The following is a 13746-nucleotide window of genomic DNA, read 5'->3' as shown; positions in this document are numbered from 1 at the left end:
TTCATGCGGCAACAACATCCTTGGCAAGTCTGGCAAACTTACCTTCGGTTCTGGATTCTCTGCTTTTTCCTTGGGGCGATCGCCCTCTGTTTGCCCGCCGATGCCCAAACGCTTCGCCCCTACCTTGACCGCGCCATGGATCAAATCAGTGAATTTTACCTTGACAATGGAATGCATTTTATTGTAATGGAGCAGCACCAGGCTCCAATTATTTCATTTCTTACCTATGTAGATGTGGGGGGCGTGGATGAACCCGCCGGCCAGACCGGAGTGGCTCACTATCTGGAACACTTAGCCTTTAAGGGCACCCGTCGCATTGGCACCACCAATTATGCTGCCGAAAAAAAGAAACTCGCCCAACTAGATGCCCTTTTTGAGCGGCTCCAGGCCACTAGGGATGAGCAGCAGCGGGAAGCACTTTTCAGGGAATTTGTTGCTGTGCAGCAGGCCGCTGATCGCTATGTGATTCGCAACCAGTATGGCCAAATTGTCCAGCAAGCCGGCGGGGTGGGTCTAAATGCAACAACCTCCGCCGATGCCACCCGTTACTTCTACAGTTTTCCTGCCAACAAATTGGAACTGTGGATGTCCCTAGAGTCGGAACGCTTTTTGGAGCCAGTCTTTCGCGACTTCTATCAAGAAAAGGAAGTAATTCTAGAGGAACGGCGACTGCGCACGGAGAACTCCCCCACTGGTCAACTTTTTGAGGCCTTTTTGGCCACCACCTTTCGTCAGCATCCCTATCGCCGCCCCGTCATTGGCTACCGCGAGGATATTGAAAATCTGCGCCGTGCCGATGTGGAACGCTTTTTTCGCCAGTATTACACCCCCGACAAAATGACGATGGTGCTGGTGGGAGACGTGGATCCCCAAGAAGTCAGGAAATTAGCCACGGTTTATTTTGGTCGCTATCCCAAAGGTAAGGCTCAGATCACAGCTATTCCCCCAGAACCGCCGCAAACGGCATCGCGGCAGATTACCCTTGAATTGGCCAGTCAACCCCTTTATCTTGAAGCCTATCCCTGCCCCCCCCTAAAAGAGGCCGCCTACCTCAGCTATGAAATTTTGGCACGCCTCCTCACTGGCGGTCGCACGTCCCGTCTCTACCGTTCCCTTGTCCTTGAGCAAAAACTCGCCATCAATATCCAAGCTTATGTGGGCTTTCCCGGCAATAAATACCCCAATCGCTTTCTCATCTATGGGGCGCCCGCACCGGGGCAAACAACAGCTGCCCTTGCCGCCGGCATTGCCGAAGAACTCAGAGCCCTGCAAACTACCCCGGTGCCTCCGGCAGAACTGGATCGAGTGAAAACGCAACTGCGCATGGAACTGCTGCAGAACCTAATGTCCAATGAGGGCATGGCCAAGCTCTTGGCAGAGTATGCGGTCAAGGGGGGCGGCTGGCAGCAACTCTTTGCCCGTTTAGAGGCCATTGAGGCAATTACTCCTGCCGATATTCAACGGGTAGCTCAGTTGCTGCAACCTGAGCAGCGGACAGTGGCGCAAATTCAAACCCGTCCATGAAGGCACTTTGGCAGGAATGGCTGGGGGCGATCGCCTTTTATACATGCTTGCCCCTTCCTCCTAACTGGCCCATTCAGGTGGCGGGGGCAGCCAAGTGGTGTCCCTGGGTGGGATTGCTCCTAGGGGGAATTCTCTGGGGGGCGCAGGTGCTCCTCAGGTTGTTGCCAGTTCCTCCCTTTGTAGCCAGCGTCTTGCTGGTTGCCCTTTGGCTGGTGTTGACCGGCGGACTACACTTGGATGGCGCTATGGATACTGCCGATGGTTTAGCGGTTAGAGAGCCCCAGCGACGACTGGAGGTGATGGCAGATAGTCGAACGGGTGCCTTTGGCGTCATGGCCGCAATGGTGATTCTGCTGCTAAAAGTGGCGGCCTTGGGCAGTTTAGAGCAGGGCAGTGTCCTCCTGTGGGTCTTGGTTGGCGGACGCTTGAGTCAAGTGTGGGCGATCGCCCGCTACCCCTATTTGAAACTCCAAGGCAGTGGTCAAATCCATAAAGCCAGTTGTAGGTTTCCCCGAGATTTTTGGCCCAGTGGTTTGCTGGGGCTGTTACTGGGTTTCCTGCTGCCTATACCCCTGGGGCAATTACTTTTGGGCTTGCTCTTAATCCTTTTGATCCCTGCATGGTTTCAGTGGCAGTTGGGAGGACACACCGGGGATACCTACGGGGCTGTTGTGGAGTGGACGGAAGCCTTGATGCTGGTTGCTTTTACCGTAGAGCCGGCCAGTTGATTGGGCGTAACTACGGCCACGGTAATGATTCCTAATACCTTGTATCCCGCTTCGCGTAATACCGCAGCTGCGGTTTGTGCAGTAGTACCAGTGGTGTAGATGTCATCACACAGCAGCAACCAGCGCTCCCGTTGGAGACCTTTGCCAAGATGGAAGGCATTCTCCAGGTTGGCTTGCCGCTCTCTTAGGGAGAGTTGAAACATGGATTGGGTTGCTCGTTGGCGGATTAACCCCTGCGGCGCAAAGGGTAGCTCAAGGGCGCGACAAAAGCCCTGGGCAATGCGCACCGCTTGATTAAAACCGCGGCTTTGCAATTTGTCCCGATGAAGGGGGATGGGCACAATCTGCAAGGGGAGGTGCTGCGCCATTTTGGCTTCTAGCCAACTGCGAGCCAGCCATTGGCCAAAAAGATTCCCCAGTTCTGGGTGGTTGTTGTATTTCATAGTGGCGATCGCCCGTTTTAGGTCTTGCTGATAGTATCCCCAGGGAAACAGGGGAAGACTGCCCTGCCAGTAGCGTTGCCGCTGCTGTACTTCCCATGCTTTCAAGCGGCGCTCACAATCCCTACAGATTGTTTTGGGACTGACCCGACCGCAACAGGGACACGGCTGCTGCCACAAAAAGGAGATGAGCGATCGCCACACCAGCGCATCCCCTAGAGTCTAACAGTAGGCACTAATATCCTCATGGCACTCATCTGCTAAGTAGCAAAGAGCACGGTAACGCAATGCCATCAACTCCTCATAGAGGGGATTCAGGTGGCACAGGGGCGGAATGTGAATATGCCATTTTGCAACCACAACATCGCGTTCAAAGGGACACTGGGCGGGGATCAAGCGGCATAGACGATGGGCAAGCTGGCGATCGCGCACTTCCAGATGTTCTAGCCATTGCCGTACTGGCCACAGAATTGTGCGGAGTAAGCGTTGTCCCAACGTAAAAATTGTCATCAACTCAACACCTCAACTCAATCCTTGAAGTTGGCAGCGAAAAATTCCCTTCCTCACCTTATTTAAGAAGGTAGTTTCAATCCCTTAAAACAACGTCCTAAGAAAGGCAAATTTATCGCTGCATTTGATGGCAAAAGGAGGGCTCTGACTCGCTTTCGATCGCCCTTAGCGAGGTGCGACATCCCAGAAAAATCTCAATGAAAATCGCATCACGATAGACAATCTCCTTGCTTGCGCGAGACTTAGTAGCAGTGGATACATTTTTGAATTAAATGATGACCTTGTATCCATTCTTATTCTAGTGATTCCTGTTAAAGTTGACGATGCAGTTTTCCGAAAAGTTGCCCTTGCAGCCCCCGAAGCCCTTGGCGATGACTTAAAAAATATCCCTTTGGAATGAGTGGTCATACTCTCGATCTGAGGCCAATATTTTCTTGGGCTATGATATGGAGCCTAGTAGCGCCCGTTCCCCTTCCTAAGCTAATCTGCAATTAGAGTTTGGTATTGGGGAGCACTGGCATGTTCAAGAACATATTGATTCCAACAGATCTCCATGATGGCCTCCCCAAACTCACCCACTACCTTGAGGCGCTGAAAGCAGCCGGTGCTCGCAAATTAATCTTTCTCCATGCCCGCCCTATTAATGAGGAGGGCGATAAGCCCCGGCTGCGGGCAGAAAAACTACAGCAGGTGCGCGAATTACTCAAAGTTGACACAACAAAAGTTCCAGCCGATCTCAAAGCAGAGGCGATTATCGAAAACCGCCGCCCCGCCGATGCTATTCTTGACGCTGTTGAAAAACATCAAATTGACTTGGTACTGGTCAGCCGCCCCATTCGCAGTTTATTGGATGAAAAGCTCTTTGGCAGTACAACGATTGAGGTGCTGCAACGGATTAAGGTGCCAGTGATGATTCTGCGCCCACAAGTGTTGTGGGTGATGACAACCGCAGAACTCAACCTCCGTTGCCAAAATCTCTTTCGTCATCTACTGGTACCCTACGATCACAGCCCCTCCGCCCAACACCTTGTCCAAAAACTGCGAGAAGGCGTGAAAAAGCCAGAGCAAGCCAGCATTGGTTCACTGACCTTTTGTTGGATTATCAGCGATGCGGGCAAAGGGGAACTGGGAGTTGGCGAGCAACGCCCAAAGGCTGAAAAAATTCTTGCCGACCTAAAGCAGGAATTTACGAGCTATGGCCTCAATGTTGAAACAGAAATCCGCTTTGGCAGCCCGGTTGTTGAAGCTCAACTCGCTGCCTACGATCGCGACATCCATGGAATTGTTGTTTCCTCTGGTTCCGTGGGTAAAATTTGGGAGCTCTCGATCCCCAGCTTTGCAGGAGAGATCATTCGCCGTTGCGTCTTTCCCGTCATTTATTTTCCACCCACTGGTCGCTAATTGATTAAAAGATGGGGCAGCAGAACTACCCCAGGGAATCTAGATCAAGCAGACAATTCAAACCTCAACTGATGGTTACCTCACGGGGTTCCTCAGGGGCAGCAGCCTTCGCTGCTTTTTGCTCCATCATTTCTGAGCGGACTTCGGCAACCAAGTCTTGGAAAGACTCACTGGCTTCGGCGACAGCAGTCTGTGCCTTTTCATAGGCTTCAAACGCCCACATCAAGCCTGATTTTGCCGCATTGCGAGCTTGCTCTGCCAAGTTGTGACCAGTCATGGAGTCAACGGCACCCACAACGGGGGCAACGGCAACAGCACCAACTCCAAGGGCAAGCACGGTGAGTGGTTCTAAACCAAGTAACAGGGCTTCAAGCTCCATTCTGCGGCATCCTCCAAAGGAAAAGATAATGATCAACACATCGCACCCATGATAGCAAAGGTGCAGGCAGGGCAATGTCCCCACTGGCTTAATCGTTTCACGAAGATTCCTATGCAGGGCTGAGCCAAAAGATTAGCAGAGCTTAAGGGCAGTAATGGGAACATCATCCCAGGAAGCTACGGTACGCAGGCGCACTTGCCAACCAGCGGCTTTTTGTTCCGTCGTCAAGTTTTTCTCAAAGGACTGCACACACTCCTTCGCCTGTGCTTCATCACAACAGGCAATACAGGCATAAAGCAGACCGGAGGGATCCATTTGTTCGCTCACCCAGATGGTTGCCATTGCTCACTCCTTGGCACAGTTTGCCGATTTCACGGTACTATTCCCAGCCTAGACGAAACCCAAGGGAGTCGTCAGCCCTTCTTAACAGCACTTTAGGAGTACAGCCAATGCTGCCAGTAATTGCTCAATGTGCTCAGGGGTGTGATCGGCTCTTAGGGTGATGCGCAGACGACTAAAGGGCACAGTCGGTGGCCGCACCGCTGCCACCCAACATCCAGCCTCTTGTAATTTCTGACCCCATTGGAGGACGGTGACTGGATCAGGCGCAGGCAGACAAAAAATTGGGGTCGGTAGCGGATGGGGCAAAACTGGGCAGCCCAATTTTTGCAGTCCCTCTTCCAGTTGTTGAATGCGCTCCTGTAGGGTCTGACGAAGGGAAGGGTCTGTTTGGAGTTGCTCAAGGGCAGCAAGGGCAGCAGCGGTATCCGCCGCTGAGAGTCCAGTGCTATAGATCCACGTGCTGGCGCGGTGTTGCAGATAGGTGATCAGGTCTTGGGAACCAGCAATGTATCCCCCCAAACTGCCAAGGGCTTTGCTGAGGGTACCCATTTGAATGACAGTCGGGCTAGATTGCCCCAAGGCGGCTAAGGTGCCGGCACCGTTAGTTCCCAACACCCCTGTGCCGTGGGCATCGTCCACTAGCACCATGGCTGTATAGGCCTCCGCCAGTTGCAAAATCCTATCCAGGGGAGCAACGTCCCCGTCCATGCTGAAGACGCCATCGGTGAGGATGAGACAACGGCGGTATTGGGAGCGATAACTCTCTAGGAGTTGGGCAAGGGCAGCGACATCGTTGTGGGGGTATTCGTAGAACTTAGCATGGCTGAGGCGGGCGCCTTTTTTGAGACAGGCATGGTTGTAGGCATCCCCCAGTACCAGATCCCGCTGATCCACAAGGGCAGGAATGGTGCCGAGATTAGCTGCTGTGCCCGAACTAAAGACCAAGGCTGCCTCTGTGCCTTTCCACTGGGCGATCGCCCGCTCTAACTGCTGGTGAAGGGGACGTTGGCCGCTGAGGAGTCGCGAACCTGTTGCCCCGGTTCCCCACTGGTGAATGGCTTGCATGGCCGCTGCTTTCACTTGGGGATGATTGGCAAGCCCCAAATAATCATTGCTGCAAAAGTTAATCAACGGACGCGGCAACTCACCGACAGCCACCACTGCGCTCGGCGCACCGCTGAGAAGGGGTTGGCGATACCACTGGGCGCGGTGCAGGGTTTTGAGCGCAGGTTTTAACCAGGCAAAGGGATCAGCCATTGCCAGCAATCAGGATAGGATCACAGGAAGAAGATTTGTGAGCGCATCGTGATTGGCGATGAGGTCGTCAATGGCGTGGCGAAAGAATTTGTTCTCAGAGCCGTGGCAAAGAAGCTGATCCCCATCCCTCTGCCGCGGTTTCCGGCTGAGCTGTTGGCGATAATCATCGTCCTCTACAAGTTGCAATGCCTTCTCCACGTACTCGCGCAAGAGGGGGCACTGGGTCTGGCTGAGGATCGCGCGTAGGAGTTGTAGCAACGGAGGATTCACCTTTTGGACATACCAACTACAGTTAATCGCCAGTGGATGGGTGGCAGAAGGAAGATATTGGGGCTGATATGGCGGACGGATATAGCTTTGACCCAAGCTGGGCAGGAGAATCAAGCGTTTGCTGTAATGTTGAGCGGCTGTCGCTGGCTCCACAGCAGCACCACCGATGAAGTCATCAATCTCAAAATTACTAGTATAAAACAACCTCCTAGGTTTCTTGAAGAGCCTGGACAAAGGGCTGAAGAATGCGATAGGCGGCTGAGCGGGAAAACCAGCGCCCAGAGATGACGCCAATCCGACGCGGGTTTGGGGGAATATGACAAGTCACTAGTTCTCGAATTTTGGCATTTAGCTTCGCCTTTCCCCTTCCCCATCAATATTAGGTGGCGCCAAAATTCATCTGGTGAAGTTCCGCCAGCGGATCCAAACGATTATCAAAGGCCGCCATTAAATCTTTGAGTCGCTGTTTGGTATGGAGATTGGCACATAGGCCGGCATAGTGGGTAAAGGAATAGCAGTAGGCTGGCGAGGCGGGGGATAGATTAAAGAACCGTTGGAGGGGATATGACGATGATTGCGGGGGGAGAGGGTAAACGGACAGTGCTATGACGTATCAGCGGGGTTGAGGCCGGCTATCCCAGCGTCAGCAAAACTTTGAGCAGCAAGATTCCCCTTGGGGAAAGGGCAGGGCTTCCCGCCGCTGAGCCAAAGTGCGACCACTGGCCAAGAAAATGCTCAATCCCATGGTGGTTCCTCAGGAATGGCTGGGTAAACCAGCAACTCCCCAGTGCACCCGTACAGCAGCGGTGGAAGCCACACCGAGCACAAGGGCGATTTGCCAAGGGGGCGGACTATTTGCCGACATCGGGAATGGCGACGGGGGCCTCACCATCGAGACCAAAGGCTGTGTGCACCGCCTGTAGTGCCCGCACCCCTTCGGATTCTGCCACCACACAACTAACGCGAATTTCCGAGGTGGCAATCATTTGAATGTTGATGTTCTCACGAGCGAGGGCGGCAAACATTTGCGCGGCAATGCCCGGACGGTGGATCATCCCCACACCCACAATGCTCACTTTGGCGATCGCTCTATCCACAAGGATATCACCGTAGCCCAATTTGGCCTGAACCCCTCTAAGAAGTTCCATGGCTTGCTCAGCATCGGCAGAGGCCACCGTAAAAGCAATGTCACGGGTGATTACCCCCCCCAAGGAGCGCGATCGCTGTGATTGGATAATCATATCTACGCTAATGGCCGCATCCGCAAGGGTCTGAAAAATTGCTGCTGCCATGCCGGGGCGATCGGGGACATCCCGAATCGCAATCCGTGCCTGCTTCGTATCTAAGGCAACACCCCGCACAGGTGGGGAATCAGGAGCCTCTTGGGGGATCGTGGCGGCTGCTTCGACATCAAAGGTTTGGGAGAGGACGGCGATCGCTCGACCTGCATCCGCTGCGGCCACTGTACAACTGACATTTACTTCCGAGGTGGAGATCATTTGCAGGTTAATCCCCGCCGCCGCCAGAGCTGAAAACATCTGAGCCGCTACCCCCGGTCGGCCAATCATCCCCGCACCCGTAATACTCACCTTGGCAATATCGGCATCCACAAGCACATCAGTCTCCTCGACCCGTGGATTCAAACGGGGATAAAAGGCCATGGCAACGGCTTCTGCCTGCTTGAGGACACTCTTTTGTACCGTGAAGGCAATATCATTTGTTTGCCCTTCGTGAATTGATTGGATAATCAAATCCACGTCCAAGTTTTGCTGCGCCAGTTCGCCAAAAAGCTGTGCTGCAACCCCGGGGCGATCGGCTAGCCGCAGGAGGGCTACCTTCGCCTGATTGGTGTCAAGCGCCACCCCATCCACGGGTTTCCCCAGTTCAAGATTTTCCACAGGACGCGGTGGCCGGGCTGGTGCAATTACTCGTGTGCCAGGCTCATCAGTCCAACTGGAGCGCACGACTAAGTCCACACCATAGTTGCGGGCAATCTCTACCGCGCGCGGGTGTAAGACTTTTGCCCCTAGACTAGCCAACTCCAGCATCTCATCGCAGGTAATTTCGCTCATCAGTTGGGCATGGGGCACTAGTCGTGGATCGGTGGTCAAAATGCCCGGCACATCGGTGTAAATTTCGCAACAATCTGCCTGTAAAGCAGCCGCTATGGCCACCGCAGAGGTATCGGAACCACCGCGCCCCAGGGTTGTCACTTCAAAGTCGGCAGCGGCAGTAATTCCCTGAAAGCCGGCCACCACCACCACCTGTCCTTCTTTAAGGTGCCGTTCGAGGCGCTGGGTCTCAATGTGAAGAATGCGGGCACGGGTGTGGGCAGGTTCAGTAACAATTCCCACTTGAGCACCTGTAAGGGAGATGGCGGGTTCCCCCAAGGCATGGAGAGCCATTGTCAAAAGGGCAATCGAAACCTGCTCCCCCGTTGAAAGCAGCATATCCATTTCCCGCTGACTGGGGCGATCGCTAATGGCATAGGCCAGTTGCACCAAGCTATCTGTGGTTTTACCCATGGCTGAAACCACCACCACCACCTGATGTCCCGCTGCCACCGTTGCTTTGACCCTGCGGGCTACGGCTTGGATGCGCTCGACACTGCCGACGGACGTGCCGCCATACTTTTGTACAATCAGTCCCATGGGCGCTTTGAAGAGAATGCTGTCCTATTTTATATTCAGGGGGATGATTCTTGGCTGTGTCTTATCTATGGCGCTAAGGAACTAAAAAAATCACTGTTAAACTGAAAATTAGAACTGAATTTCGGAAACGGGTGCCGATGAAATACGCTCAACGCCTTTCCCAACGGCTGAGTCAATTGGCTTTAGTCGTGGGTCTCTCGTTAGCCCCCACAAACATTGGTCTAGCCCAGTCGAGCAACAACAACACCGTTTCCTACAGTCAATTTCTCAATGCCCTTAAAGCTGGGGAAGTCAGCTCTGTCGAACTCTATCAGGAGCAGCGCCTAGCCAAGTTTCGCCGCAAAGATCAGCCACAACAATCTCCCTCCCAAGAGGTGCGGCTCTTTGATCGCAACCCTGAATTGGTCGAACTACTGCGCAAAGCAAGTGCCCGTTATGACACGGCGGTGCGGGTGGTACCCTCAGGCAGTGAGGGGGCGGTTGTCGGCGTTATCTCTAACTTGATACTGGGCTTCTTGCTGCTGAGTTTGTTCCTGATGATTTTGCGACGAGTCAGCAATGCCCCCGGCGGCCCTGGGCAGATTCTCAACTTTGGTAAATCCCGCGCCCGCTTCCAGATGGAGGCACAAACAGGGGTGACTTTTGCTGATGTGGCAGGGATTGAAGAGGCCAAGGAAGAACTCCAAGAAGTGGTGACTTTCTTGAAAAACTCAGAGAAATTTACCTCCATTGGCGCGCGCATTCCCAAGGGGGTACTGCTGATTGGACCACCGGGGACTGGTAAAACGCTCTTGGCCAAGGCGATCGCCGGCGAAGCGGGGGTTCCCTTCTTTTCAATTTCTGGTTCTGAATTTGTGGAAATGTTTGTGGGTGTCGGTGCCTCCCGCGTGCGGGATCTGTTTAAAAAGGCCAAGGAAAATGCGCCCTGTTTAGTGTTTATTGATGAAATTGATGCGGTCGGCCGCCAACGGGGTACTGGCATTGGCGGTGGCAATGACGAACGAGAGCAAACCCTCAACCAACTGCTCACCGAAATGGATGGTTTTGAAGGGAATACCGGCATCATTGTGATTGCGGCAACCAACCGCCCCGATGTCTTGGATGCTGCTCTACTGCGCCCCGGCCGCTTTGACCGCCAAATTACCGTCGATTTGCCCAGTTACAAGGGGCGCTTGCAAATTCTCCAGGTTCATGCCCGCAACAAAAAAATTGCACCCGAAGTGTCCTTGGAAGCGATCGCCCGCCGTACCCCCGGTTTTTCCGGTGCTGCATTGGCCAACCTGCTGAATGAAGCCGCGATTCTCACTGCCCGTCGCCGCAAACCAGCCATCACCAGTGCCGAAATTGACGATGCGATTGATCGGGTGACAATTGGCATGACACTCACTCCCCTCCTCGATAGCAAGAAAAAGTGGCTCATTGCCTACCATGAAGTGGGTCACGCCCTGTTGATGACCCTCTTGAAACACGCCGATCCTCTGAATAAAGTGACCATTATTCCCCGCTCCGGTGGTGTCGGCGGTTTTGCTCAGCAGATTTTTGATGAAGAACGGGTAGATAGTGGCCTTTATACCCGTGCATGGCTCCTAGATGAAATCACGATTCTATTGGGGGGACGGGCTGCCGAGGTGGAGATTTTTGGCGATGCCGAAGTGACTGTTGGCGCCAGTAGTGACTTGCAAGCGGTGGCCAATCTGGCGCGGGAAATGGTTACCCGTTATGGCATGTCGGATTTGGGACACTTAGCCCTTGAAACACCGGGCAATGAGGTCTTTCTCGGTCGGGATTTGATGCCCCGCGCTGAATATTCTGAAGCTGTAGCGGTGCAAATTGACCACCAAGTGCGGGAGATTGTAATGGGCTGCTACGAAATTGCCCGCCAACTGATTCGCGAGCATCGGGCGGCCATTGACAAGTTGGTGGAGCTGCTCCTTGAAAAGGAAACCATTGATGGGGATGAGTTCCGTGCCTTGGTGCGCCAATATACAACCTTGCCCATCAAAGAACCCACGTGGAAGGCAACAGCTACACCGGTGTCGTTTCGTCAACAGACCCAGCCGTCCTAGGCAAGGAGGCGCCGGTGAGCCATGAGCGCCAGGAAGTCCGTCACCTGTTAGTCCTCGAAGACAGTGAGGGACGACGACCCATTTTGCTAGAAGCAGCCACCTATTCCATCGGTCGCGATCCCACAAACTCAATTGTACTTCACTCCAAAATGGTCTCCCGTCAGCACGGGATTTTGTTGCGGGTGACGAGTCCGGAGACCAATAGTCATCTTTTTCGCCTTATTGATGGCGATTTGCAGGGCAAGCGGAGTACGAACGGCATTCTCGTCAACGGGCAGCGGATTGTTGCCCACGATTTGCGCAGTGGCGACATGATTGTGTTTGGCGGTGACGTGCGTGCCCGCTACCTAACGTTAACCAACATGACCGATAGCGAGTTTGAGAACTTTTGCCGCAGTACTGATGTCTTAGGATTTCTCTCAAAAAGCACCAATCCCTTTGCAACGCTTGTACCTCTCGGTGATGGCAATATCGAGAATTTTAGTGAAGCGGCCTTGGTGCGCTTGGCCTCCTATCCAGAGCTAACGCCCAACCCGATTTTGGAGGTGGATCTCGAGGGGCGAGTGACGTATCTCAATCCAGCCGCAGTGATGCAGTTTCGCGATCTACAGCAGCAGAAGTTGACCCATCCCCTGTTGTTGGGATTGCCGGAACTGGCACGCTACATGAAGCAAACCCAAGAAAAAGTCCATGTGCGGGAGGTAGAGTACCAAGGGCGCATCTACGAGCAATCAATTCATTACATCTATGAAAGCGAGCTCATCCGCAGCTACGTTATGGATGTTACAGATCGCAAACGAGCTGAAGAACAACTGCGCAACCAAGCCCGCCGTGAGGCCATCATTAACCGCATTATTCAAGCCATGCGCACTACCATGGTAGCAGCGGAAGTCCTGCAAATTACCGCTGATTTACTACTAGAAGCCCTGGGTTCAACCCTGTGCCTCATTACCCAGACAGCAGCACCCGATACGCTTACCTACGCCACCCGTCCCCAAGTCCTCCATCTACCTGGGTCTTTAATTAGCCTCAACCAGCGGGCGATCGCCTTCTTTGAACCAGCCCTCAGCAACGGCGAACAGGTGGTTTTGGCTACCAGTTGTTCCGATTTACCGGAGCCGCTACAAACAGATCTGAGAATCCTAGACGTGCATGCCTTGGTGATTACCCCTTTGATTTACCTTGGCCAACTCCTCGGACATATTAGCCTTTTAGATTGCGAATGGGAGCCGACTGAAGCCACATCTATTTCAACAAATCATTCCCAACTCTTACAGCAAACCCTGCCCAAATCATGGACAGCCGAGGATTTAAGCCTTGTGAAAACCATTGCCGATCAGTGTGCCCTTGCCATTCATCAAGCCCAGCTTTACCAGCAGGTACAAGAACTCAATGCCGATTTAGAGCGACAGGTGCGTGCCCGTACGGCTGAACTGGAACAGAAAATGCAGGAACTAGAGCGCCTCAATGCCATTAAAGACGATTTCTTAAGCACTGTTTCCCACGAATTGCGCACGCCCATGGCCAACATGAAAATGGCCATCTACATGCTGAAGCAGTTTGCCACCGACGATCGCCAGAAACGCTACCTTGATATTCTCGCCCATGAGTGCAACCGCGAAACGGAACTGATCAATGATTTGCTGGATCTACAACGCCTAGAGGCAGGGCGCAGTCAGATTCAACAGGAGGTGATTGATCTCGACAGTTGGCTGCCCTCAGCACTCGAACCCTTCCATAACCGCATGCAACAGCGGCAGCAATCCCTTGAGATTGTGCGCCCCCCCACTTTGCCACCTCTCCTTTCTAACCGCCATGCTTTAGCCCGCATCTTGGCAGAGTTACTCAACAATGCCTGTAAATACAGCCCTGCCGGAGCGCAGATTGTGGTCCGTTTTGAGCCAATTGGGGGCGATCGCCTGCAAATTCAAGTGAGTAATCCCTCAGAGATTCCCAGCGAGGAACTGCCGCGCATCTTTGAAAAGTTTTATCGCATTCCTAATGCAGATCCGTGGCAACAGGGAGGAACGGGTTTAGGCCTCGCCCTCACTCAAAAACTGGTGGAGCAATTGCAGGGTGAAATTAGCGCCGACAGTGAAGCGGGCATGACCACCTTTACCCTCAGCCTACCCACTGCGTCAGGTGATCCCGCTGCCTGATAAAATAGGGTGCTAACGT

General features: G+C 53.4%; 11 protein-coding genes and 1 pseudogene. 5 read left to right on the top strand and 7 right to left on the bottom strand.

What is annotated here, in order from left to right; translation table 11 throughout:
* Positions 1-3 precede the first annotated feature (3 nt).
* Complete coding sequence (locus P3X23_RS08360) at positions 4-1524, top strand: pitrilysin family protein (protein WP_300875333.1); 1521 nt, start codon at positions 4-6, stop codon at positions 1522-1524.
* Positions 1521-2252 (top strand): adenosylcobinamide-GDP ribazoletransferase, encoded by a 732-nt coding sequence (cobS, locus tag P3X23_RS08355; RefSeq protein WP_300875330.1) that lies wholly within the window; start codon positions 1521-1523, stop codon positions 2250-2252. The genes P3X23_RS08360 and cobS overlap by 4 nt, the downstream gene beginning before the upstream one ends.
* Here the strand turns inward: cobS and P3X23_RS08350 are convergent.
* Together P3X23_RS08350 and P3X23_RS08345 are read right to left on the bottom strand one after the other, a co-directional pair.
* Positions 2183-2896, bottom strand: a complete 714-nt coding sequence (locus P3X23_RS08350) for a ComF family protein (RefSeq protein WP_300875327.1) — start codon at positions 2894-2896, stop codon at positions 2183-2185. The genes cobS and P3X23_RS08350 overlap by 70 nt on opposite strands.
* 18 nt (positions 2897-2914) lie before the next feature.
* Positions 2915-3163: pseudogene (locus tag P3X23_RS08345) on the bottom strand (Mo-dependent nitrogenase C-terminal domain-containing protein); the annotation flags it as partial.
* A 558-nt stretch (positions 3164-3721) separates the two neighbouring features.
* Here P3X23_RS08345 and P3X23_RS08340 point away from each other — a divergent pair.
* On the top strand, positions 3722-4603 hold the full coding sequence (locus P3X23_RS08340) for a universal stress protein (RefSeq protein WP_300875321.1): 882 nt from the start codon (positions 3722-3724) through the stop codon (positions 4601-4603).
* Between the two features lie 64 nt (positions 4604-4667).
* Here P3X23_RS08340 and P3X23_RS08335 read toward each other — a convergent pair whose 3' ends face one another.
* From P3X23_RS08335 to P3X23_RS08315, 5 genes are all read right to left on the bottom strand, one after another.
* Positions 4668-4982: a DUF5132 domain-containing protein gene (locus P3X23_RS08335; protein ID WP_300875318.1), complete on the bottom strand. Its 315-nt coding sequence runs from the start codon at positions 4980-4982 to the stop codon at positions 4668-4670.
* Positions 4983-5114: 132 nt separating this feature from the next.
* Positions 5115-5324 (bottom strand): glycogen debranching protein, encoded by a 210-nt coding sequence (locus P3X23_RS08330; protein WP_300875315.1) that lies wholly within the window; start codon positions 5322-5324, stop codon positions 5115-5117.
* 81 nt (positions 5325-5405) lie between these two features.
* Positions 5406-6581, bottom strand: a complete 1176-nt coding sequence (gene bioF / locus P3X23_RS08325) for an 8-amino-7-oxononanoate synthase (RefSeq protein WP_300875312.1) — start codon at positions 6579-6581, stop codon at positions 5406-5408.
* 9 nt (positions 6582-6590) lie between these two features.
* A complete protein-coding gene (locus P3X23_RS08320; RefSeq protein ID WP_300875309.1) occupies positions 6591-7055 on the bottom strand; it encodes a hypothetical protein in 465 nt (154 codons plus the stop codon).
* 647 nt (positions 7056-7702) lie between these two features.
* Positions 7703-9502, bottom strand: coding sequence for an aspartate kinase (locus tag P3X23_RS08315; protein ID WP_300875306.1), 1800 nt, complete (start codon positions 9500-9502; stop codon positions 7703-7705).
* A gap of 137 nt (positions 9503-9639) precedes the next feature.
* Between P3X23_RS08315 and ftsH the strand changes: the two genes are divergently transcribed.
* Positions 9640-11568 (top strand): ATP-dependent zinc metalloprotease FtsH, encoded by a 1929-nt coding sequence (gene ftsH / locus P3X23_RS08310; protein ID WP_300875303.1) that lies wholly within the window; start codon positions 9640-9642, stop codon positions 11566-11568.
* Complete coding sequence (locus P3X23_RS08305) at positions 11514-13727, top strand: ATP-binding protein (RefSeq protein ID WP_300875300.1); 2214 nt, start codon at positions 11514-11516, stop codon at positions 13725-13727. The genes ftsH and P3X23_RS08305 overlap by 55 nt, the downstream gene beginning before the upstream one ends.
* Positions 13728-13746: the final 19 nt, after the last annotated feature.

Origin of the sequence: Thermosynechococcus sp. Uc, from assembly GCF_029335995.1 — a bacterium.
Lineage (GTDB): Bacteria > Cyanobacteriota > Cyanobacteriia > Thermosynechococcales > Thermosynechococcaceae > Thermosynechococcus.
Note: the sequence above shows the minus strand (reverse complement) of the source record. Positions and strands in the feature narration are given on the sequence as shown.